Source organism: Halosolutus gelatinilyticus (assembly GCF_023028105.1).
In the GTDB taxonomy this organism is placed as follows: Archaea; Halobacteriota; Halobacteria; order Halobacteriales; family Natrialbaceae; genus Halosolutus; species Halosolutus gelatinilyticus.
The window spans coordinates 2,346,043-2,367,763 of record NZ_CP095491.1; the positions used below are offsets into that span (position 1 = coordinate 2,346,043).

General features: G+C 64.1%; 24 protein-coding genes, 1 tRNA gene and 2 pseudogenes. 17 read left to right on the plus strand and 10 right to left on the minus strand.

Annotation, left to right across the window (positions count from 1 at the left end; all coding sequences use genetic code 11):
- The first annotated feature begins 1 nt into the window (after position 1).
- Positions 2–481 (plus strand): DUF5812 family protein, encoded by a 480-nt coding sequence (locus tag MUH00_RS11550; RefSeq protein WP_246998670.1) that lies wholly within the window; start codon positions 2–4, stop codon positions 479–481.
- A gap of 50 nt (positions 482–531) precedes the next feature.
- Here the strand turns inward: MUH00_RS11550 and MUH00_RS11555 are convergent, their stop codons facing one another.
- The gene (locus MUH00_RS11555; protein ID WP_246998672.1) at positions 532–870 is read right to left on the minus strand and encodes a DUF7968 family protein; all 339 of its coding nucleotides are present in this window, start codon (positions 868–870) and stop codon (positions 532–534) included.
- Between the two features lie 114 nt (positions 871–984).
- Between MUH00_RS11555 and secF the strand changes: the two genes are divergently transcribed.
- The 3 genes from secF (at position 985) to MUH00_RS11570 (ending at position 4,314) form a co-directional block, all read left to right on the plus strand.
- Positions 985–1,878, plus strand: coding sequence for a protein translocase subunit SecF (gene secF / locus MUH00_RS11560; protein ID WP_246998674.1), 894 nt, complete (start codon positions 985–987; stop codon positions 1,876–1,878).
- Positions 1,872–3,491: a preprotein translocase subunit SecD gene (locus MUH00_RS11565; protein ID WP_247003949.1), complete on the plus strand. Its 1,620-nt coding sequence runs from the start codon at positions 1,872–1,874 to the stop codon at positions 3,489–3,491. The genes secF and MUH00_RS11565 overlap by 7 nt, the downstream gene beginning before the upstream one ends.
- Positions 3,492–3,837: 346 nt before the next feature.
- A complete protein-coding gene (locus MUH00_RS11570) occupies positions 3,838–4,314 on the plus strand; it encodes a hypothetical protein (RefSeq protein WP_246998677.1) in 477 nt (158 codons plus the stop codon).
- On the opposite strand, the pseudogene MUH00_RS11575 reads toward MUH00_RS11570, so the two are convergent.
- Together MUH00_RS11575 and rnhB are read right to left on the minus strand one after the other, a co-directional pair.
- Positions 4,285–4,580: pseudogene (locus MUH00_RS11575) on the minus strand (sodium:calcium antiporter); the annotation flags it as partial. The gene MUH00_RS11570 and the pseudogene MUH00_RS11575 overlap by 30 nt on opposite strands.
- A 121-nt stretch (positions 4,581–4,701) precedes the next feature.
- A complete protein-coding gene (gene rnhB / locus MUH00_RS11580; RefSeq protein WP_246998679.1) occupies positions 4,702–5,424 on the minus strand; it encodes a ribonuclease HII in 723 nt (240 codons plus the stop codon).
- A gap of 159 nt (positions 5,425–5,583) precedes the next feature.
- Here rnhB and MUH00_RS11585 point away from each other — a divergent pair, with 159 nt between their 5' ends.
- Positions 5,584–7,725 (plus strand): alpha/beta hydrolase family protein, encoded by a 2,142-nt coding sequence (locus tag MUH00_RS11585; RefSeq protein WP_246998682.1) that lies wholly within the window; start codon positions 5,584–5,586, stop codon positions 7,723–7,725.
- Positions 7,726–7,813: 88 nt separating this feature from the next.
- Here MUH00_RS11585 and MUH00_RS11590 read toward each other — a convergent pair whose 3' ends face one another.
- The gene (locus tag MUH00_RS11590; protein WP_246998684.1) at positions 7,814–9,166 is read right to left on the minus strand and encodes a tRNA pseudouridine(54/55) synthase Pus10; all 1,353 of its coding nucleotides are present in this window, start codon (positions 9,164–9,166) and stop codon (positions 7,814–7,816) included.
- 337 nt (positions 9,167–9,503) lie between these two features.
- Here MUH00_RS11590 and MUH00_RS11595 point away from each other — a divergent pair, with 337 nt between their 5' ends.
- The 3 genes from MUH00_RS11595 (at position 9,504) to MUH00_RS11605 (ending at position 11,312) form a co-directional block, all read left to right on the plus strand.
- Positions 9,504–10,619 carry a S1C family serine protease gene (locus tag MUH00_RS11595; protein ID WP_246998686.1) on the plus strand — a complete coding sequence of 372 codons (1,116 nt, stop codon included), beginning with the start codon at positions 9,504–9,506 and terminating at the stop codon, positions 10,617–10,619.
- Between the two features lie 291 nt (positions 10,620–10,910).
- Complete coding sequence (locus MUH00_RS11600; RefSeq protein ID WP_246998688.1) at positions 10,911–11,120, plus strand: DUF7511 domain-containing protein; 210 nt, start codon at positions 10,911–10,913, stop codon at positions 11,118–11,120.
- Between the two features lie 3 nt (positions 11,121–11,123).
- The gene (locus MUH00_RS11605; RefSeq protein ID WP_246998690.1) at positions 11,124–11,312 is read left to right on the plus strand and encodes a DUF8028 family protein; all 189 of its coding nucleotides are present in this window, start codon (positions 11,124–11,126) and stop codon (positions 11,310–11,312) included.
- A gap of 325 nt (positions 11,313–11,637) precedes the next feature.
- On the opposite strand, the gene MUH00_RS11610 is transcribed toward MUH00_RS11605, so the two are convergent.
- A complete protein-coding gene (locus MUH00_RS11610) occupies positions 11,638–11,805 on the minus strand; it encodes an HVO_A0556 family zinc finger protein (protein WP_246998692.1) in 168 nt (55 codons plus the stop codon).
- Between the two features lie 126 nt (positions 11,806–11,931).
- On the opposite strand from MUH00_RS11610, the gene MUH00_RS11615 reads away from it, so the two are divergent.
- The 4 genes and pseudogenes from MUH00_RS11615 to MUH00_RS23205 form a co-directional block, all read left to right on the plus strand.
- Positions 11,932–12,492: a metal-dependent hydrolase gene (locus MUH00_RS11615; protein ID WP_246998694.1), complete on the plus strand. Its 561-nt coding sequence runs from the start codon at positions 11,932–11,934 to the stop codon at positions 12,490–12,492.
- 69 nt (positions 12,493–12,561) lie between these two features.
- Entirely contained in the window at positions 12,562–13,164 is a 603-nt protein-coding gene (gene trmY, locus MUH00_RS11620; protein WP_246998702.1) for a tRNA (pseudouridine(54)-N(1))-methyltransferase TrmY, read from the plus strand.
- Between the two features lie 83 nt (positions 13,165–13,247).
- Positions 13,248–13,320 (plus strand) — tRNA-Pro (locus tag MUH00_RS11625).
- Positions 13,321–13,517: 197 nt separating this feature from the next.
- Positions 13,518–13,661, plus strand: a pseudogene (locus MUH00_RS23205) (DUF7563 family protein); the annotation flags it as partial.
- 1,056 nt (positions 13,662–14,717) lie between these two features.
- On the opposite strand, the gene MUH00_RS11630 reads toward MUH00_RS23205, so the two are convergent.
- Together MUH00_RS11630 and MUH00_RS11635 are read right to left on the minus strand one after the other, a co-directional pair.
- Positions 14,718–15,380: a helix-turn-helix domain-containing protein gene (locus tag MUH00_RS11630; protein WP_246998704.1), complete on the minus strand. Its 663-nt coding sequence runs from the start codon at positions 15,378–15,380 to the stop codon at positions 14,718–14,720.
- A 166-nt stretch (positions 15,381–15,546) separates the two neighbouring features.
- On the minus strand, positions 15,547–16,101 hold the full coding sequence (locus MUH00_RS11635) for a hypothetical protein (RefSeq protein WP_321576059.1): 555 nt from the start codon (positions 16,099–16,101) through the stop codon (positions 15,547–15,549).
- 328 nt (positions 16,102–16,429) lie between these two features.
- Here MUH00_RS11635 and MUH00_RS11640 point away from each other — a divergent pair, with 328 nt between their 5' ends.
- Both MUH00_RS11640 and MUH00_RS11645 read left to right on the plus strand, forming a co-directional pair.
- Positions 16,430–16,828 (plus strand): type IV pilin domain-containing protein, encoded by a 399-nt coding sequence (locus MUH00_RS11640; RefSeq protein WP_246998705.1) that lies wholly within the window; start codon positions 16,430–16,432, stop codon positions 16,826–16,828.
- The gene (locus MUH00_RS11645; RefSeq protein ID WP_246998707.1) at positions 16,825–17,247 is read left to right on the plus strand and encodes a type IV pilin domain-containing protein; all 423 of its coding nucleotides are present in this window, start codon (positions 16,825–16,827) and stop codon (positions 17,245–17,247) included. Before MUH00_RS11640 ends, MUH00_RS11645 begins: the two co-directional genes overlap by 4 nt.
- 344 nt (positions 17,248–17,591) lie before the next feature.
- Here MUH00_RS11645 and MUH00_RS11650 read toward each other — a convergent pair whose 3' ends face one another.
- Positions 17,592–17,834: an ArsR family transcriptional regulator gene (locus MUH00_RS11650; RefSeq protein ID WP_246998709.1), complete on the minus strand. Its 243-nt coding sequence runs from the start codon at positions 17,832–17,834 to the stop codon at positions 17,592–17,594.
- Between the two features lie 1,124 nt (positions 17,835–18,958).
- Here MUH00_RS11650 and MUH00_RS11655 point away from each other — a divergent pair.
- A complete protein-coding gene (locus tag MUH00_RS11655) occupies positions 18,959–19,189 on the plus strand; it encodes a hypothetical protein (RefSeq protein WP_246998711.1) in 231 nt (76 codons plus the stop codon).
- 28 nt (positions 19,190–19,217) lie between these two features.
- Here the strand turns inward: MUH00_RS11655 and MUH00_RS11660 are convergent, their stop codons facing one another.
- Entirely contained in the window at positions 19,218–19,373 is a 156-nt protein-coding gene (locus tag MUH00_RS11660) for a hypothetical protein (protein WP_246998713.1), read from the minus strand.
- A gap of 352 nt (positions 19,374–19,725) precedes the next feature.
- Here MUH00_RS11660 and MUH00_RS11665 point away from each other — a divergent pair, with 352 nt between their 5' ends.
- Positions 19,726–20,454 (plus strand): profilin-fold protein, encoded by a 729-nt coding sequence (locus MUH00_RS11665; RefSeq protein WP_246998714.1) that lies wholly within the window; start codon positions 19,726–19,728, stop codon positions 20,452–20,454.
- Positions 20,455–20,612: 158 nt separating this feature from the next.
- Here MUH00_RS11665 and MUH00_RS11670 read toward each other — a convergent pair whose 3' ends face one another.
- Positions 20,613–20,888 (minus strand): PadR family transcriptional regulator, encoded by a 276-nt coding sequence (locus MUH00_RS11670; protein ID WP_246998716.1) that lies wholly within the window; start codon positions 20,886–20,888, stop codon positions 20,613–20,615.
- Between the two features lie 187 nt (positions 20,889–21,075).
- Between MUH00_RS11670 and MUH00_RS11675 the strand changes: the two genes are divergently transcribed.
- Positions 21,076–21,627, plus strand: coding sequence for an NUDIX hydrolase (locus tag MUH00_RS11675; protein ID WP_246998718.1), 552 nt, complete (start codon positions 21,076–21,078; stop codon positions 21,625–21,627).
- Positions 21,628–21,721: the final 94 nt, after the last annotated feature.

Consider the following 21,721-nt stretch of genomic DNA (forward strand, 5'->3'; position numbering starts at 1 on the left):
CATGACCGAAAAGACGGGCACGTTCGTCGTCACCCACGCTGAGAGCGAGTCGGCCGTCGTCCGCGACGTCGACACCGCACAGGTTCACACGCTCGCGTCCAACCCCGGCCTCGACGTCCACGACGTCCTCGAAGGGACCGTCGCACCCGACCCACCGCTGGAGGTGACGTGGCAAGTGGTCGACGTCGACGATCGGCGATCGATCGACCTGGTCGACAGCGACCTCGAGCCGACGGCCCGGGAGAAAGAGCTCGCGGCCGACGCCGACGTCGGCGACCTCGTCACGCGGGAGCGGGCGGGCACCGGCGAGATACACGTCCTTCGCCTCCCCGAGGACGAGACCGAGGTCGAATCGGCGGCCCGGGACGTCCTCGACGACGACGAGACGATCGCGCGCGCGGCGCGACTCCAGGCGGTCCGCGTTGAAGTGCGCCGCTCGGCCGACGACGGCGTGGTGAGCGTCCGGTACCTGCCGGACTGAGCGGCCGATCGGACCGTCTCTATCGGGGCACGGATACCGATCTGCGATCGTCAGGCCCGGTTCGGGCCGCCCTTGCTCTGGACGCGCCAGCTTCCCTGAATATCGCACGCCTCCCGTACGTCGTAGGTAATTTCGGTAGTCTCGTCGATACGGTTTCCGCCGTCGACCCGCTCCACGCGCAGTGGGACGTCTAACGTGTTGCCGCAGCAGCCGACGCCGACGAACTCCTCCCAGACGTCGCCCTCTCGGGCGCGCTCGCGCGTCTTCCGGAGGAACGCCCGGAACGACGGTTTCTCGACCTGGAACCGACCCCAGTCGGAGAGGTCGGCCGGGTACGAGACCACGACCCGATCGGCGACCGCGCGTGCGCGATCGATGTCCTGTGTCATACCTGCACGCACGCGTTCGATCGGTATCAGGGCGTCGCTGGAATCGATCGAAACCGCGGATATGCTGGCGAAATTGGGAAAGCTTACACGGGCCGACCGTCAGTATCCGAGTATATGGGGTATTTCGACGTACCGGAGATCGATTACACCCGGTACACCGACCGTCAGCTCGCGACGGTTCCGCTCGCGGTTCTCGCGGTCGCACTGCTCGTCCTCGGCGGTACCTTTCTGCTGACCGGCACGCCGGTGCCGCTCGGGATGGACTTCGCCGGCGGCGCGGAGCTAACCGTGCAGACGACGACGCCGGAAAGCGAGATTCCCGCGGCGTTCGACGTCGAACCGGAGTCGGTTCAGGCGGTACAGGCGCCGGGTGCGGAGAACCAGTACATCGTACGGTTTGCGGACGTCGATCAGGCGGCCATGCAGGACCTGACGAGCCAGGCCGAAGCCGAACTCGAACAGGACGGCGATGCGGCGATCGTCCAGTCCGAGTCGGTCACGTCCGCGAGCTTCGGCCAGCAGACCCAACAGACCGCGCTGCTGGGGATCGGCGTCGCGTTCCTCGGGATGAGCGCGATCACGTTCCTGCTGTTTCGGACGTTCGTCCCGTCGATCGCGATCATCGCCTCGGCGTTCTCGGACATCGTGATCTCGCTTGCGTTCATGGCCATCGTCGGGATTTCGCTGTCGCTCGGGACGGTCGCGGCCCTGTTGATGCTGATCGGCTACTCGGTCGACTCCGACATCCTGTTGAACAACCACATCTTACGGCGGACCGGTGACTTCTACGAGAGCACGCACCACGCGATCCGGACCGGCGTGACGATGACGCTGACGTCGATGGCGGCGATGCTCGTGATGGGCGTCGTCGCGTGGCTGTTCGGCGTCGAACTGCTCGCCTCGATCGGGATCATCCTCTTCGTCGGGCTGGCAGCCGACCTGATGAACACGTACCTGCTGAACCTGAGCCTGCTTCGCTGGTACAAGTTCGGGGGGGTGCGATCGTGACGGGCCCGATCGCGGCGATCAAGGCCCACTGGCGGGTTGGACTGCTCGTCCTCTTCGTCCTCGCGGCGCTCGTCGCGCTGTTCGTCCCCGGCGGCATCATGGCCGACGACAGCCTCGTCGAGGCCAACGAGAGCGGCCCGACGAACCTCCAGTACGGGCTCGGACTCGACGGCGGGACGCGGATCAGCGCCCCGCCAGTTGGGATGACCGCCGAAGACATTGACATCGAACCGGGCGAGCAACAGAACGTCGAGAACACGCTCGTCAAGGAACTCGGAATCGACTCGGCCGACGCGCGCGTCACGTACAGCGAACGCGACGACGCGTTCCACGCCGAGGTGTTCACCGACGAGGTCAACGAGAGCGAGTTCGCGGCCGCCTTGAACGGGGCGGGCGTCGAGTACTCGGAGGATGACATCAGACGCGGCGTCACCCAACAGACCCGCGACGAGATCATTCAGACGATCGAGTTGAAGATCAACGAGGCCGGCCTCTCCGGCGGGAACGTCTACCAGGAGGCGACGGTCGGCGGCGAGTACTACATCGTCACCGAAGTCCCGAACATGGGCCCCGGCGAACTCCGAACGCTGCTCCAGGAGCGCGGCATCGTCGAGATCGTGGCCTACCACCCCGGCGGCGAGAACGGCACGCAGGTCAACACGACCGTCCTCGAACGGGACGACCTCGACAATATCGGCGCCCCCTCGTACGACGACCAGCGCGACCTACACTACGTCTCGGTAACGGTGTCGGACGCCGACCAGAACGGGGAGAGCCCCGCCGAGCGCTACCAGCGCCAGATGAACGAGTTCGGCTTCACCGGCGAAGGGGTCGAGCGGTGCAACCTCCACGATCGGGCCGCCGGCGAGTTCAACTACAACCAGGACCAACAGCAGTGGTGTCTGGTCACCGAGGTCGACGGCGAACCGGTCGACGCCCACAGCATGGGGTCGGACCTCGCCCAGAGCATGGCCAGCGGCACGTGGGAGAACGATCCGATCGTGCGGATGATCGTCCCCTCCCAGCAGGACGCCCAGTCGCTCGCGGTCAACCTCCAGGCCGGCGCCCTGCGCGCGCCGCTGGACTTCGATCGCGAGCAGACGTACATGGTGTCCCCCACGCTGGCGGAGAACTTCAAGACGTACTCGCTGCTGATCGGCGTCCTGTCCGTGCTGAGCGTCAGCGGGATGGTCTACCTGCGGTACAGGGATCAGCGGGTCGCGCTGCCGATGATCGTCACCGCGCTGGCGGAGGTGGTCATCCTGCTCGGCTTCGCCGCGCTGATACGCATGCCGCTGGACCTCTCCCACGTCGCCGGGTTCATCGCCGTCGTCGGGACGGGGGTGGACGACCTCATCATCATCGCCGACGAGGTGATGGACCAGGGCGACGTCAGTTCGCGGCGGGTCTTCGAATCGCGGTTCCGCAAGGCGTTCTGGGTCATCGGCGCCGCCGCGGCGACGACGATCATCGCCATGTCGCCGCTGGCCGTCTTGAGCCTCGGCGACCTCCGCGGGTTCGCCATCATCACGATCCTCGGCGTCCTGATCGGGGTGCTCGTCACCCGGCCCGCCTACGGCGACATCCTCGAGCACCTGCTGACCGACCGCTAACTCGAATCCGCGCGGTTTCCACGCCTTTCAGCCCGCGGAATGCACCGGTCGTCATCGCCGATCCCGATCGTCCGTCAATCCGACAATTCATACGACGGTTATCTATTGGAATTATGTGGTGGGATTGAGCAGTAAAATACGGTTTCCAGCCGTTAAACTGCCGTATTGCGCGCATTCGGAACGGTGATACCGACGGGTAGTTAGCCGCTCGCCACGAAGGGACGATAAGGTGGAAACAGTGAGTACCAGCGCGTGGATCGTACGAGATACGGGAAGTGGAAACGAGCGCGAATTCGACTCGAGAGGAGAAGCGGAGACCGCAGTCGAGGAGCTCGAGGAGCTCGGTATGGACGTCGAACTCGTTCCGCCGGACGCATCCGACGCGGCGTCGGCGGAGCCCGACGTCATCGACGTCGAGTCCGACGCGATCGACCCCGCGGCGTACGACCTTCCGGAGCGGTCGATCTCCGACGACCCGCTCAAGTGGGTTCCCGGCGAATTCGTCGACGAAATCGACGGCACGCAGGCGATCAACCGGAAAGGGTTCGAAGTCCTGTCGCACTTTTACGACATCGACGTCGAGACGGACGTCCAGGTCTCACCACACGAGACGGATTTCACCTACTGCCAGGTGAAAGCGGCCGCGACGACGCCCGACGATCGCCGATGCGAAGCGCTGGGGAGCGCACACGTCGATCGCGGCGACGATTCGGTGTTGCTACTCGAGCTGGCCGACACGAGAGCTCGCAAGCGGGCGCTGTCCATCGCGACCGGCGTCGGCGCCGTCGCGGTCGAGGAACTCAAGAACGAACTGGACGGCTGAGAACGTGATCGGTAGCGAACCGGCGACGAGGACGCCGACCGGGACCGCCACAAGCAGGTCGAAGATGTTGCTCCCGAGGACGTTCGCGAGGCTGACGGTCGCGCGACCGCCGCGGGCGGCCACGCTGACGAACGCGTCGGGACGCTCGAACCGGCGGCGACGACGATCATCCCCCAGAGAAACGCGGGCGTGTCGAACGCCTCTCCGAGGCCGATCGCCGCCTGGACGAGGCCCTCCACGCCGACGATGATGAGCGCCAGCCCGAGGAGGGCGAGGACGTCGATCATGTCACCACCTCTGATCAACGCCCGCTTAAATCCGCCGCACCGCGGGCGAGACGAAGGATGAGCACCGTAACGCCGCGGTCGCCCGACTGGGCGTTCTTCCCTACGAGTTAGTCGACGAGTTCGAGAACTGCCCGAGACCCGTCTGTTCGGCCGCGGCGAGCAGCGTCTCGCAGGTCGACCACGACTCGCGGGCGAACGGCGGTAGCTCGCCGGAGTCGCCGACGTAGGTTTCCAAGAACTCGCGCGTCGTCGGATCGCTCGGATAGCCGCTGCCGATCGGGCCGTACTCGTCGGCTACCGCTTCGGCGAGCCGGGCGACGTGTGCGTCGCGTTCGACTTTGGCGACGATGCTGGCCGCGCCGACGATCGCGGAGTCGTCGTCGGCGCCGTGTCTCGCGTCGACGTCGATCGACAGCGAGCAGGCGTCGGTGACGCGGCGGGCGAACCGATCGGCGTCGGTGTCGCAGGCGTCGCAGAGACCGATCGGGACGTCGGTCTCGCCGCCGCGGCTGTCGTCCGAAACGGAAGCCGAAATCGCATCGGCGACGGCCGCTTCGATCGCGTCGGCGTGAGCCGCGACCGCCAGCGAGTTCATGTCGGTCGCGGGATCGTCGATCCGATCGGTCGTGATCTCGGCGACGCCGACGCGGATCCGGTCGTCCGCGTACAGGGCCGCCGCCAGTTCCTCGCGCCGGTCGGGTGCGAGCCGCTTCGAGTCGGCGATTCCCTCGGGTAAGGCCGACGGCTCTTCCAGCCAGATCGCCGCGGCGAACATCGATCCGATCGCCGGTCCCTTCCCCGCCTCGTCGACGCCGAACGGCATATGCCGATCCCTCGGCGGGCGATCGAATAACGGTTGCGGGTTCGCGGTCGAACGGGGCGGTCGATCGCGTGCCGGACCCGACCGCGTCGCGGATGCACCATTGTCATTCAGTGGCACGGACGCGCAACGCATATTACCGTCGGCTGAAACGAGTCGGACGTGACTGACCGCACGGAGATTCCGCTGGACGCGTTCTACGACGCGACGCGGATCACGGACGTCGCAGTGTCGCCTGGCGGCGATCGGGTCGCGTTCGCCGCGACGGAGTACGACCAGGCGGCCGACGAGGCCGTCACCTCGCTGTTCGTCGCGCCCGCGGACGGTTCCCGGGACCCGCACCGGCTGACGACCGTCGCCGGCGCGTCGAACCCCGCCTGGAGCCCGTCGGGGAACGAACTGGCGTTCCTCGCCGCACGAGAGACCGACGTCGAACGCCGCGTCGGGTGGCAGGATCGCGACGACGAAGCGACCGATGACGGTACCGACGACGAGACGGACGCCGCCGAGTCGGACGAGCAGGACGGCGACGAAGGTCCCGACGAGTCTGCCGGGGACGACGAGCCGAAACAACAACTGTGGATGTTCGACCTGGCTCGCGGGGGCGACGCCCGCCAGGTGACCGATCGCGACGAGGGCGTCCGCGACTTCGACTGGTCGCCCGACGGCGATCGGTTCGTGATCGCCGCCCGCGACCCGACGGACGAGGAGCGCGACTCCCTCGAACGGCGACGGGACGGCGGGCCGATCGAGACGACGCGGCTGCAGCACAAGATCGACGGCGTCGGCTGGACGGACGACGTGACCACCTACCTCTTCGTCGCCGATCGTGAGACCGGCGAGAGCGAACGGCTCGACGACGCTTACGGGGGCGGTGCCTTCGAAGATCTGTACGGGTTGGAACCCCGCTGGGGGCCGACCGATCGGATCGCGTTCACCGCGTATCGGGGCGATCGACCCGACGACACGGCCGTTCGAGACGTCTACGCGATCGATCCGGACGGCGACGGCCTGGAGCGACTCACCGACGGCGATCTGACCTGTTCGATGCCCCGGTGGCGAGCGGACGGCGCGATCGGGTTCGTCGGCCAGGACCCGGAGAACGCGTATCGCCCGTCGGAGGCGTACGTCCACGACGGCGAGGGGTACCGGTCGCTGACTGAATCGCTCGACCGGACGATCGCCTACCGGGGCGAGATCGCCTGGATCGACGACGCCCTCTACGCGCTCGTCGGCGACGACGCCCGGACGCGACTCGTTCGGGCGGACGAGTCGGGGGCCGTCGAGCGTCTCTTCGAGACCCAGGGTGACGATCGGGCGATCGCCGGCTTCGACGTCTCGGCCGACGGCTCGACCGCCGCGCTGGTGCTCTCCCACCCGCGGGAGGGGATCGACGTCTACAGCGTCGCCGCGGACGACCTGGACGCTTCGACGGAACCCGACTCGTTCCGGCGCCTCTCGCGGTTGAACGAGTCGCTCACCGACGAGTTCACGATGCCCGAGGTTCGCCGCGTCGAGTGGGAGTCGGACGACTGGACGATCGACGGCGTCGTCTACCACGATCCGTCGATCGACTTCGACGCGGACGGCCCGCACTCGCTGGTCGTCGCGATCCACGGCGGGCCGATGTCCTACGACGAACCGGAGTTCACCTTCGCACACGCGGCGCTGACGAGTCGCGGCTACGTAATCCTCCGGCCGAACTACCGCGGCGGGACCTCCCGCGGACGCGAGTTCGCCGAGGTTCTCGAGGGGCGGTGGGGAACCGCCGAGGTGGACGACATCGTCGCCGGAGTCGAGAGTCTCGTCGATCGCGGCTGGGCCGATCCCGATCGCGTCTTCGGCTACGGTCTCTCCTACGGCGGGATCGCGCAGGGCTACCTCGTCACGCGGACGGACCTCTTCGCCGCCGCGGCGCCAGAACACGGCATCTACGATCTGCGATCGCTGTTCGGTACCGACGACTCGCACGTCTGGTTGGAAGCCGAGTTCGGCCTGCCGTGGGAGGATTCCGAGACGTTCGACGCGGCGTCGGCGCTCCTCGACGCCGACGCGATCGACACGCCGCTGCTGGTGATGGCCGGCGGCCAGGATTGGCGCTGTCCGCCCTCCCAGTCCGAACAGCTCTACGTGGCAGCGCGAAAGCAGGGCGTCGACGCGAAACTCGTCGTCTATCCCGACGAACACCACAACGTCGGCGACCCCGATCGGGCGATCCACCGGCTGGAACAGTTACTCGAGTGGTACGAAAAACACGATCCGGCACGGGACGACCAGAGCCGATCGGACGAGTTCGAGGCGTGAGCACGGCGGGCGCGATCGGTAGGAGTCGCTTCGGTGTCCGTCCGCGAGCGGTGCCGGAGATCGACGTCGGCTCCGGTGATCGACGGCGTTACTCGGCGTCGTCGCGCGGCTCGTCCCGGAAGTACGCCTCCAGTTCGAACGGCTCGTCCTCGCCCTCGACGCCGGTGACGTCGAGCGCCGTCACTTCCCCGTCGGCGTCAAGCAGGCCGGCCAGGCTCGGCTCCGTCCGATCGCCGTCGCCGCTGACGAGTTCCTTGATGTAGAGGCCGCCCTCGCCGTGAACCCGGACCTCGGCCCGAGTCGGTTCGAGTAATTCGCCCTCGATCGCGTGAACGGTCCGCGTCCGGGTCAGGTTTGCCCGTCGGTGATCGACCCGCTGGGGGGTGTACTGCTCGACCGTTGCCCCGTCGAGCGTTTCGATGGCCGTTTCGAACGAATCCTCGTCGACCGAGTCGGCGAACTCGACGTCCGCGCGGTAGCGTTTGCTCGCGTCGTGCTCCTTGACGCGCTCGACCATCTCGTAGGTCGCCAGCCGCAGACCCTCGACCTCGACGCCGTCGGTCGCCTCGTTGATCTCGCGCTCGAGGCCGGCCGGATCGGGATCGCGCGTTCGCGGGCGCTTCACCTCGAGCACGAACGGCCGGCCCTCGCCGAGCATTCGGGCGTCGACGTCCTCGCGACCCGCGCCGTGGAAGGTTCCCTCGTCGCCGTCCATCGCCTCGACGACGTGCGGGCGAACGACCTGCTCGACGCTGGTGTCGTACATATAGCCCGATCCGCCGCAGTGGTCGCAGGGCTCCTCGCCCGACTCGCCCAGCTGGACGCCGCTGCCGCCGCACTCCCGGCAGGGCCACTCGGTTTGGGGGATGTCCCGCTTGAGCTTGCGGTAGCGCCCGTAGACGAACGCCGGATTCACCTGCAGGTCGATCGCGTGGCTCGTCACGGACTCCCCGTCCAGGACGTCGAGCGGATCGAACCCCGCGAGGTCGACGATCGCGAGCACGTCTGGCCGCTCGAAGCCGACTTCGGCGCCCGTTTTCGCGCCCACGCGACGGCCCACCTCGCGGTTCGTCTCGCGCTTCATGGATTCGCCCGCCTCGGGGTCGAGGCCGGCGTCCTCCCGGAGGAGCAATTCGTTTTCCTCGACCAGCGGCGGCACCTGCGTGCCGACCTGGTAGGTGCCGAACTCGACGCCCTCGAGCGCGTCGCCGATCGTCTCGGCGATCGCGTCGAAGGTGCCGCAGTACCCCTCGCAGACCCAGCACTCCTCGGGATCGACGGATTCGAAGTCCGCGTCGTCTTCCATCGCGACCGTCGTTCGCAGCGCCCGGCCGCGCTCCGCGTTGGTCAGCCCGAAACTCCGATCGGCGAAGGGGCGGCCCAGACAGGAGTCACAGACCGGCCCCGTCGCCAGCAGTTTGCGGGCGTCGTCCGTACTCATGGCCAAGACTCGGGAGGCCGCGGGTAACACGTTTTCCCTTCGACCGTGAGTGGTTGGTAGTCTCAACGCAACCGAGAACACCACGAAAGCCCCTGCCGTCTACGGGAAGACGGACGACGTAAGCACTGGAGCGACCAACGGGAGCGAAGTCGTTCGGAAGACGCTTTGCGTCTTTCGTGATCTTCAAAAGAGCGAGTTGCGCTCTTTTGGACCTCGCCGAGCTTCGCTCGGTTCAGTGACGAGAGACCGCAGGTCTCTCGAACCACGCGCAGTGAGTCCATCGATCGCGCGGACAGTCCCCCGGAAGTTCATATAGGTGGGGTTCCACCCGACGGACATGAAGGAGATGCGATCGAGTCGTCGGGCGTTTCTCGGGGCGATCGGCGCCGGCCTCGCGGGTGCCACCGCGGGCTGTGCCGAACCCAAAAGCGATCGCTCGATCGAGGGGAGTTCGATCCGCGACATCAATCGGGAGAATCTCGCGGACGGGTCGGCCTACACCGACGTCTACGAGGCGATCATCGACTCCGTCACCCAGGTTCGGGTGTTCGGCGTCGACGATCCGCGAACCGGCGAGGAGGGACGCGGCCAGGGGTCCGGGTTCGTCGTCGGCGATCGGCACGTGGTGACGAACGATCACGTCGTCGCCGGCGGCGAGGACGCCGACCTCCAGTACATCAACGGCAACTGGACGAGCACGCGGCTCGTCGGGACCGACTACTACAGCGACCTCGCGGTGCTGGAGGTCGATCACGTCCCCGACGTCGCGACGCCGCTCTCGTTCGCCGAGAAGCGCCCGGTCGTCGGTCAGCAGGTCGCCGCGATCGGCAACCCGTACGGCCTCGAAGGATCGATGTCGACCGGGATCGTCAGCGGTGTCGACCGCACGCTCGACCCGCCAGAACGGGACTTCTCGTTTCCGAACGTCATCCAGACCGACGCCGCCGTCAACCCCGGCAACAGCGGCGGGCCGCTGGTCGATCTGGGCGGTGAGGTCATCGGCGTCGTCAACGCTGCGAGCGCCGAGAACATCGGCTTCGCCATCTCGGCCGCGCTGAGCCGTCGAGTCGTCCCGGCGCTCATCGACGACGGCGAGTACCGCCACGCCTACATGGGGATCGGACTCCGGACCGTCGATCGACTCGTCGCCGAAGCAAACGACCTCCCCGAGGCGGCCGGTGTCATCGTCACCGACGTTGTCCCCGGCGAAGCCGCCGCCGACGCGGGTCTCGAGGGGAGTCCCCGGACCGTCGAACGCCACACCGAACCGGTTCCCGTCGGCGGGGACGTGATCACCGCACTGGACGGCGAACCGATCCCGGACCGCCACGCGCTGTCGACGTTTCTCGCCCTCGAGACCAGCCCCGGCGACACGATCGCCGTCGACTTCTGGCGCGACGGCACCGAACGGTCGACGATGTTGACCCTCGGCGCGCGACCGCCGGTCGAGTAATTCCTGGGCCTCGTTCGTACTCTACCACTGTCGCTCGCGACACGGGCTCGATCGTCCCTAGCGGCGGGGAAACGATCGCCTACGCCGATCCATCCCGACGGGGCTCGTCCATCGAACGCCGTAGCGGCGCCGTACACGTCGCGATTCGATACGTTCTCGACGTCCGAAACGACGGGCGAAATCCGAATCGTCCGCGTCGCTTCCGTCCGTTCGAAGCGGTTAGCTAGTCGATAACAATAGGTGGATAGCGGGTACGTTCACTCGGCGCGACCTCCCGCCGCCTGGATTCCGATGACGAACGATATCGATAAGCACGAGACCGATACCCTGCCCGTCCGCCGCGAAGAACAGCCGATCGACCTCGAACACGTGACCATCGAAAACCCCGACGCACCCGACGAGTGTGCGATCTTTCCGCGAGGGGCGGACGATGACGAACTGATGACGACCTGGATCACCGCCCACGACGACTCGTTCGTCGATCTCGCATCGATGCGCTAGAGGATGGCCCAGTCGCTCACCGCCGTCGGGTTTTGGCTCGGAACCGTCCTCCCGATCGTCTACGTGCCGATGGTCCTCGTCGGCATCGACTCGATGACTCGGTTCTCGCTGTTCGTCGGCCTGCTCGTCCTCCACGCCCTCGCGCTCGTCGTCGGGCACGAGTACGACGGATCGCGATCGAGCCGATCGTGATCGTCGCTCGCAATCGATGTGGTCAGGCCGCACCGCGGACCCGATCTCGCGGGCGCAATACGGTTAATTTCACGTTACTGACTGACAACCGAACAGGTAAAAAACGATAAATATTACCTTGTGTGGGGTAATCAAATGGGGTCCGCTGTCCGCTCTGTCGACGATCGAGTCCGAGCGACGCACGGCGACGGTGCGAGCACGGTCAGCCGATGGATCTGCGATGTTCAGCGGCCCACGAGGGCTGGCGTGCCGTCCGCGGCGACGACGCCTGGATCGGCGCGGTCGAACTGATCAACCGTTAAAATTCGAACCGCGACCGAAGCGACTACCAGACCTGAACGTGCGGCGTCTCGCAGGTGTTACAGACCACCGCTTCGTTGTCCTTGTAGACGTCCCGTGTTAGCTCGCCGTCCGGACAGTACGGGCACGGCCGTCCCGCGAGCTTCGACAACAACTCCCGTCCGTTCGATCGCGACACCTGTGAGTCTGCCATATATGTGTACCCTGCTCTGTGATCGTGGAAACCGTTGGCCCTGCCTATGCAACGCGATTCACTCTCGATATCGGGGCCCGTCGCGAGTCGATACATCTATCGGGACGCCCGGAATACGTCCGCGGGATGTGGCCGTGGGGACACCTCGCCGTCGCGTATCTGTGCTACGCCGTCTGGACACACGTCCGGTTCGATCGCCCGCCGCGAGCGCTGCCGGCGATCGCGCTCGCGATCGGATCGCAGACCCCCGACCTGGTGGATAAACCGCTCGCGTGGACCTTTGGCGTCCTCCCCGGGGGCCGGACGCTCGCACACTCGCTGTTCGTCGCCACGCTCGTCGTGTCCGCCAGCTACGCGATCGGCGTCCGCTTCGACCGCCGCGAAATCGCCGGCGCCTTCGGGCTCGGCTACTACTCGCACCTCCTCGCGGACCTTCCGCCCGACGTCCTCACCGGCGACGTCTCGGGGGCCGCGTACCTCCTGTGGCCGATCCTCGAGCAGCCTCCCGAAGAACCCGTCAGCGGCCTCCTCGACGCGATCTTCAACTACTACGCGATGGGACCCTACCAGGTCTTCCAGTTGGTCCTGTTCGCCGTCGCCGCCGCCGTCTGGTACGTCGACGGCCGCCCCGGCGTCGGCTACGTTCGCGCTTCGATCGATCGTCTCGGGCGACTGGCCCAGTCCTGACCGCCGCGCGAATCCGACACCGACGACCGAAACCGTGGCTGCTTTGCCGGCCGTCCCGTTTGCCCACGTATGCGTCACTTCGTACTCATCGGTCACGACGCGCCCACGGAGCCGGACTTCTCGCTCGACGACCTCGCGGGGGGCGCCGGACGGCTCGACGCGCTCTGCCGATCGATCACGTCGTCGTTCGTCACCTCCCACGGGATCCGTGAGGACGTTCGCGCGCACCTGATTCTGCAGGACGAACTCACGATCCGCTTCGACGGCAGCGAACTCCGCAGGCTCAATCCCGACGAACGCAGCACGGCGGCCCTCGTCCGAACCGCGCTCGAACACCGCGACGAAGCGATCGGCGCGCTGCCCGCCGACCCCAGTCCCGGCGTCGAACTCTACCGGTGCGGCTTCGAGGCCACGCTCGACGACCTCGCGGATGCGGGACCCGTGATCCAGCTCCACGAAAACGGCGCGCCGATCGCCGACGTGCGTATCGCCGATCTGGCGGATCCAGTTTTCGTCCTCTCGGACCACCGCGATTTCACCCCCGAGGAGGCGGCCGTGCTCGAGAACCGGGCCGACCGGCGGCTCCGACTCGGCCCGCGACTGCTGCACGCCGATCACGCGATCACGATCGCCCACCACTACCTGGATACGGCGGGCTACGAGCGGTTTTGATCGACGGGAAGCGCCTCGCAGTCGGGCGATCCGGGATCGGTTTTCGGAAGCGTTAAACGACCCGCCGCTCACAGTCCACATGCGGGCCGGTGGGGTAGCCTGGTATCCTTCGGCCTTCGGGTGGCCGTAACCGCAGTTCGAATCTGCGCCGGCCCACTTTCTCCCGCACCGCATCACGAGGAACGTAGTGACGAGTCTGCGGTGCGTGGGAAATACGCGCAGTTCGAACACGCGAGTCGCAGCGCGCGAACGAAGTGAGCGCGATCGTCTCGCATACATTCGAATCTGCGCCGGCCCACTGGATATACCCCTTTTTCCGCATTTCCTTACGCGTAGCGGCGGTTCTACGGGATGGTGCGCGTGACGATCGCGCCCACCGCTGTGGCGAGTGCGATTCCTACCGGCGACTGAGCCGCGGCTCCGCTGCGGGGAAAGACGTCGCGATCCCCCATCCGGAGACGTCACCCGGCCGGCACGGAGGTGAGGCCGATGTCTGAGTCCGTCCCGGCGAACCAGCTGTACGACGTCGTGACTCAGACGACGATCGCTCATCCGGCCCAGCAGGCGACCGACGAGCGGGCTCGTCGTGCTGTTGAGAGTCAAGACCGAGAGATTCGGACGGACGGCGGTCGCTCTACAAGCGCAACTGATTACGAGTATCTACGGTCGGAAGCTGATTGCCAAAGAAACAGGGGGACTGCACCGGTTTCAAATGGTGCTGTTCACCTGAGTGATCGGAATTCCGTGGATCCGCAGCGACAGGAGTTGACTCCTATCGGCCGGATCCGTCCGTCCGAAAGCACTCTCGCTGCGTATGCTGTTTCACAGCGTCTACAGACGGCCACAATGCGATTGTGGTCGCCCAAGGCGATCACCCCGAGGATTAAAAAAGGTGCCAGCAACTTCAACCTCTGTAATAAATATCATGTAGGTCCCTGGTGCGGGAAATTCGTTCCAAAACACCCGCTCTGCACGGCTACGGAGCAATCGTATTCAGATTCCGAGAATCCCACGAGAAGCGAGGAGGGTGAAAGATGAGCCGCATTGTCGACTTCGACGAGTGCGAACGCTGCGGCGATCGGATCACCGGCCTTCGCCGTCTCTGCGCGGACTGTACGCGCGCCGGTTCGTGACGCGTGCGAGGGGCCGCTATGAGTTCGCGGACGTCGACACTCCTCGAGCTGAAAGTTCCAATCAAAACCAAGAGACTACTGATCAACACGGTTGCATACCGAACGGTTCCTCCTGCAGGGATGTGGTCCCGCAAGGGGGTTATTTTGAGATGGCCTCAAAGTTTGATGCGCCACACCGACAACCGCCCTTCTTCCCGATCGGGTGGACAGTGCCATTAGAAAGAACCCACGCGGAGTAGACTGCACCGCACTCACAACACCTCCCTGCTACTTTCTGCCGGCCGTCGGTCGTCTTCTCGCTGGTTTCGTATGCACGTTGGGTCTCTGCCATGTATGCATAAACAGCTACCTTGCGGAAGAGGTACTTGGTTGTATTGACTACCGTATGACACATGATATGGAAATTCTGCTAACAGTAACTCATTCATCATCCGGGTGGGTGAACGTCAAGGTACTCGTGATAAGGTTCTTATGCGCCGCGTGAAACCGCTTTGAGAGTGCCTGTTGTGAGACTCCCATCTGGGCAGCCAGTTCGCTCATCGAGATCGTCTGAGGGACTTCGTAGTACCCTTCTTCAAGCGCAGTGACCAGCGTCTCGCGTTGCTTCGTCGTGAGATCGTACTGGGCGCTCGCCATCGGCTGTTCCTGCTCCTGTATTCGGTTGAGTTCGAACGAAATGCCGTTCTCCTCGCAATACGCTTGGAAGTCGGAGAGGCTCTCTCGATCGTCGAACCGCATCCGGAGTTCCCAGTTCGTGTCCCGGCCGATCGCTTGCAGAATCGATGACCCGAGTTCGATGTACGCGTAGACAATTGTTTCGACGTTCTGCGTCCACTCGGCGCGATACAAGATGGCTCCATCCACTTCGTCGATGGGAGCAACGTTCGTCACCGATTCGTCATTCTCGAACGCCGCTTCGAACTCCGCGTGATCGCCGCCGCTCACCCAGAAGTACGGCATCACTTTGTCCTCCATCGTCGCCACAACCTGCTCGATCTCGGCGACCATGTGCGGTGCTTCTGTGAGGGCGTGATTTAGTGCAAAGTCGTCGGATCTAACAGAAAACTCCGCAACGATACTCATACCGCTGGTTCGCGTCTGAGAGGGTTAAAGCCGGTGTCGAATTGACTGACCGACTGGAGATAAATTCATGTTATTTCGAGTAAAGTCAGTGCTATTTATGGCATCTGTCCGTAACACGGATACCGGGATTCTATCAAAGCTAGATGATTTCAAGAGAGACGTGATCTCATATATTTAACCGGCGAGTTAGGAAACCGCATTTATCGGAATCTTTGTCTGCTTGGTATCGCGGTGATTGCCACCGCCGTGCCACCGGAACACGGGCAGGCTCGCCGCCGCGATCGTCCTCGTGCTCGCTCGCGTAGTCAACCCCGACGAGATCCAGCGCCTGGAACACGTGTGAATCCTCATTGCGCCGGTTGACTGCAAACAGCGGCTGGTAGTGTTGCTCCGCGATCGAGCCACCGGAAAGCACGTTCGCGATGAGCGCGTTCAGCCCTGTAAACTCAGGATCGTCGAACTCGATGTCGAACCACCCACGATTGTGTGCCGTCTCGATCGCTCGGGCGGCATCGGGAGCGCCACCGTCATCGATCCATGTCCGAAGCCGGCCTCGGGGAAGATCCAGTGCCGATGCCGTCGCACTCGATTTACAGTCGTTCGTTCGGGCATAGTCGATCGCGCGTCGATACTGTTCGACTGCTTGCCACGCATCCGGGTAGTACCCGCCGTCGAAGGTGCGCGCGAGCGCCTCCTCATTGATCGAACTCGAATCTCTCATGAATCTGAGGTGGAACCGATCGGCTATAACGGTTATTGCGTAGTTCTCGCCGAATCAAAACCGCAAGATGGTGGCGCTTCAAGGGGGTGCTGTAACCCTTCTATGTGGGTCTGATTATCACTTCTGAAAGCCTTTTCAGCCACTGAGACATTCACGATTCCTTAATTATATATCCCCCCAGGAGACTGGTTGCTACCAGCACCGAAATGCGGGGCGGCAGGAAGGTGCGCGCAGGGATGGTGTGGAAAGCCCCCATTCCCGGCGCGTCTCGGGCTACCATAATCCTGGGTATAAGCTTCCCTACCGTTCAGCGGTGCTTTGATTACACATGTTAGACACAATCGGCAAGAAGCTGATCGGAAATGAGGAGGAGCGGGCAGTATCACCCGTTATCGGCGTAATATTGATGGTTGCCATAACCGTCATTCTCGCGGCCGTGATCGCGGCGTTCGTGCTTGATCTCGGCCAGAGCCAAAGTGTGGGTCCCGCGGCTGGCATTCAATTCGACGAAAACTCAGATGGTACTGAGGTGACAGTTACGTATATCCAAGAAGACCGTGTTGATGGTGATGTTACTGTACATTGTGACGGAGATACCTCTACCTCTTGTACTGACCTAAGTGTCGGCAGTACAACTACGTGTTCTGGCTCCGAACTTGACACTCCAATTACAGCCACCGCTACGTACGAAGGGACGGACGGGACTGTTGGCAACTGGAACCCATGAGAATGATTGAAAAGAACAAACAGAAGAACTCCGAGGAGGAGCGAGCAGTATCACCTGTTATAGGCGTAATCCTAATGGTTGCCATAACCATCATTCTCGCGGCCGTGATCGCAGCATTCGTGCTCGATCTCGGTCAGAGCCAGAGTGTCGGACCTGCTGCCGGTATTCAGTTCGACCACGAACCGGCTTCGGGTGGTCCTGGTGAGGTGACAGTCACCTTTATCCAAGACCAGTGGACCGATAATGGAGAGGTCTGGATCCAAGACGGGAACAATTGTGTGGATAGTGGCGGGAATCCCGTCAATAGCGGTAATCCACTGTCAATAGGCGGGACTGCTACCTGTGTTGATGACGCGAGCATCACAGTCGTCTCAGAATATGAGGGAACTTCAGGTACTGTTGGGAACTGGAACCCATAGATAAGCCATCGTTTCATTAATTTCTCATTTTTGCGGTTTCTGAGGCTGGGAACGAGCCAGTTCGAACGCTTGGAGCGATCATGTTCGCACCCGAAAGAGTCAACTGCGATCGACCGGTGCCGTCGGCGGATGCTGCGATCGCCGTTACGGCCGACATCGGCGCCTCGAGCCGATCAGCGTCGGCCTCGACCCTGGTCGCGCAGTATGTCCCTTCGACAGTCTAGCCGGTTTGAGACAATGGTAGACGACGTACAGCCAGTGGCGCTCAACGAGCTCACTGACCGCGGTCAGAGCGAGTTCGAGAGCTTACTAGTAGATCCAGGCGGCAGAGAACTGATCCCGCCTTACTCGAGATCGTCAGCATCGAGCTCACCGTTGAGGTATGCCCGACCGTGATCGGAGATCCGGTGCAGCCCGCGATCTTCGTCGTAGTACTCGACCAGTCCACCGTCCTGTAACGCTCGGAGACGACGGACGTGGGAGATTTTGTAATCAACGTTCGCCTCAACGGTGGATGGGTTCACCACGATCGGTTCGTTATCCTCGTTCAGAAGGAACTCGAGAATCGCATCGTCGGCTCGCGTCATCCAATCCGCCCGTGGCCGTCGCATTCGCTTTGCAAGACACGGAACACCGTGTTAGACCGATCGATACGATGGTATTTGTACATCGTGTAAAGGCTACAGCCGAGAGTACGCTGTACGCGGGTAGTTTCTCGCTGCGCCGGCCCATTTTACTCCCACACTTACACTATCGAGCGGCACGCAGACGCCGATCGGTCGTCGAGTCCATCAGGCGATCGGCAAATAAGTTCGTCGCGCCACCGAGAGCGAAGATCGAGGGATAGACCGGACGGTGGTCGCTCTACAGGCAGTATTAATCAGTTCCCTCCACCGGTATCATCGTCTGCACCGAACTCGAGGATCGTTTCGCCCTCGACCTCGACGAACGTTGAGTTTCCGCACGAGCACCCGTTTCGAGCTCCAATCGGAAGGAGCGTGTCGTCTCCGGTCCTGCGTGCGGCATACGCGGACCCACACTCGGTACACTGTACCATCAGCCGACCATTATTCTCTTCATCCCCCGCCACCATCGCCAGTGAGAAGGAAGGTACGGGGTTTAACAATACTGTTGTTACAGGAGTAACAACACAGGATCACTCCTGAAGTACGTTCGCCGAGCAGGACGGTGATTCTCGATGAGCCGTCTCGTCGGCGCCGACGGGCGTGAGCGCCGCGACGATCGCCGCGACACTGACTACTCGAGCGATCCGCTCCGCCCGTCCGCACAAGCCGCCGATCGAGCTACGAACGCTCTGGGGCCGATCGCGCCCCTCACCCGAATCGCCGAAACTCCTCGCTCCCGCAGGAACAGCGTCCCGCGGTCCCGATCGGGCTGATCGTCCCGTCGGGACGCTCGCGAGCGGCGAATATTCCTCCACAGTCAGCGCACACGGCGGCGATCTTCGGCATCTGAGAGAGGTTCATTTTCGAGTGGACGCTCGATCGCGCAGACTACAACTCTTGCTAGGTGGTCGCAATATCACTATAGAGTACACCCGAGACGCCAGTGTCGCACCGATCGAATACGCGAAACGGCCATCGATGCCGCTTTCGGCCGGAACCGAAGCGGTCGTCGGCCCGCGACGACGCTCGCGGGATGACGCGCGTCACACGAACCTATTCGGTCCTGGAATCGGAATGGACGGGCGATGACCTGGACGCTGCGGATCGACGATCGCCACGCCGTGGGACTCGTCCACGATCGCGGCTACCGCCTCGCCGCGATCACGAACGTCGGCTCGACGTTCGACGCGAAGTGGCTGTTCGAGGTGACCGATACCGAAACCGGACAGGAGCTGGTGAGGGTGTGCCACCGGGTGGCCGACGAGACGCATCTCTGGACGCTGTTAGACGACTACGCCGATCGGTATCCGCCGTGAGACGCCGAATTGCAGTCCGAAGCGCCGACTAACCCAGCAGCGTCGGCAGCACGTCGAGCAGGAGGGCGACGAGCTCGACGTAGAGGATGACGCCGAGGATCGTGACCCCAAGGGCGACCACGAAGGGGACGACCGTTCGGATCTGGATTACCGCGGTCCAGCCGAGTTGCTGCGAACCGCTCATGAGTCTCCGAAGGTCCGAGACTCGGTTCCCCTGCGACGACGGTGCTCCGGAGCGCGGCGGCGTTCTTTGCCGGCGATCGACGGTTGTGCGGCCGGTTTGCGCGATCGCGGCGATGCCGGGACCGGGGCGCGACGGACGTCGAGCGGTTGTGGGTTCCACTTCGAGCGAGGGTGAGGGCGGCGTGGTGCCATACACTCCAGGGCCACAGCCACGTGCTTGAAAGTCAGTCAGACACTCGTGTGACACCTGCACCTGTCGGGACGCGTCAGTCGATCGGCGTCGGCGAGGCGATCGCGACGGCAGGACGCCGCAAGTCGCAACCGTTACCCCCTGTCGGCCCCTCCCGAGTACAATGACCGACGGACTCGAGGCGGACGTCGACGACGCGGCCGACGTCGCTCGGCGGCGGGACGAACTGACGACGCGCGTTCGGGCTCACGCGGGACAGATGGCGCGGGAACTGGCCGTCCTGCAGGGCGGCGACTACGGACAGGAGACGTTCGAGACCGCCGGCGGGAAGTGGACGCTCAAGTACGAGGCGGGCGACGTCCAGTACCTCCGTTTCAAACCGAAGTCGGGCTCCGAGACCTACGTCGTCTCGAGCAAACAGCCACCGGAACCCGAACCCCTGGAGAGCGCGATGGCCGACTACGAGAACCTTATCGCGACGTTCAACGATCACCTCGCCTCGTTCGACGGGCTGCTCGCCGAGACGCCCGACGAGTTCCCCGAGGTCGCGTCGGCGGCCGACCTCGTCGCCGAGCGCGATCGCATCCTCGATCGGATTCGGGACGTGGCGAACGCGATGGCGGGCGAACTCCACCGGTACGAGGGGGAGTACGGCTCCTACGCGACGCGGGTGTCGGGTCGGCGCTGGGAGCTGAAGTGGGACGGGGACGCGGCCTCGTACCTGCGCGTCGGCGGCAGCGACGGCACCTATCTGGTCTCCCAGTACGGGCCGGCCGCCGCGCCGGACGTGCGGCGACTCGCGGGCGACGTCCCGGCGTTCGTCGCGGCGTTCAACGAGGAGATCGACGAACTCGAGGCCGATCTCTCGCGGGTGTCGTTCGACGGGCAGTAACGATCGCCACTCCCCGACGACGCGGCGATCGCTCCTCGGTTTTGAACCAAGCTCGGACCGTCATTCCGTAGCAGCGGCCGCGTGAAGCGTCTCGACGGGGCGTTCTGACTCGGAGCTATGAGGCGTCGATGCGAACAGAAGACGACGCGAGCGGTCGACTAGACGTCGACGTACTGGTCGACCCACTCCTGGCGCCGCTGTAACGCGCGCGTGCCTTTCGGCGTCAGCGCGTAGTAGTTCGTCCGACGATCGAGTTGCCCCTTCTCGACGAGGTCCTTCTCGACGAGAGTGTCGAGGTTCGGATACAGCCGGCCGTGGGTGACCGGCTGATCGATGTAACTGTTGATGTCGTCGAGGATCTCCTGGCCGGACGGTCGATCTTTGCCTGCGATAACGTACAGCAAGTCACGCTGGAATCCAGTTAGCTGATCCATGGATCACCCTCTGAGTGACGACGTTCACCGATTCGTGGCTTTGTTATAGACATGATACACTGTCCGAATTTGCTGGAACGGACCGCGTAGAACGGTCGCTCCGAGCGCGAGCGGAGCGTTCGATCGCGGCTGTCGGCGGTCGCGGCGTGACGCGGCGTTTTTGTCGTCGACCGCCGTACCGGCCGGTATGCCGACGGATCCACTCGCCTGGGAGACGCGCGATCGCCGAGTAGCCTACAGTTGCCCAGGATTCGACGTCGTTAACGAGTCCGTTCGTCTCCCGGACGGGACCGAGACCGATTTCGATTACCTCTCCGAACCGGCGAGCGTTTGCATTCTCCCGTTCGCCCCCGACGGCGACGTCGTCTGCATCGAGGAGTGGCGACAGGCAGTCTCCCGAATCAGTCGTGGATTGCCCGTCGGCGGGACCGAACCGGACGACGACGACCTCGAAGCCGCCGCTCGCCGCGAACTCGCCGAGGAAACCGGCTACGAGGCCGATCGACTCGATCCCCTGATCACGGTCGAGCCGGCGAACGGGATCGCCGATGCGGTCTTGCACTTCTTCGTCGCCCGCGGCTGTCGGCCGACCGCCGAACAGCAACTCGATCACAACGAGAGCATCCGCGTCTCGACGACGCCGTTCGAGGACCTGCTCGACGCGGTGCGGGCGGGAACGATTCGCGACGGGCGGACGGTTCTCGCGGTCTCGTACTACCGGCTATTCGGCGACGAGTGAGACGCCGCCTCCGGGAGCGGCGACGGGTGAACACGCGCTACCGTCGGCGTCGATCGTAACTCCATACAGCCCAGCATACCGGCCGAATTCGGCT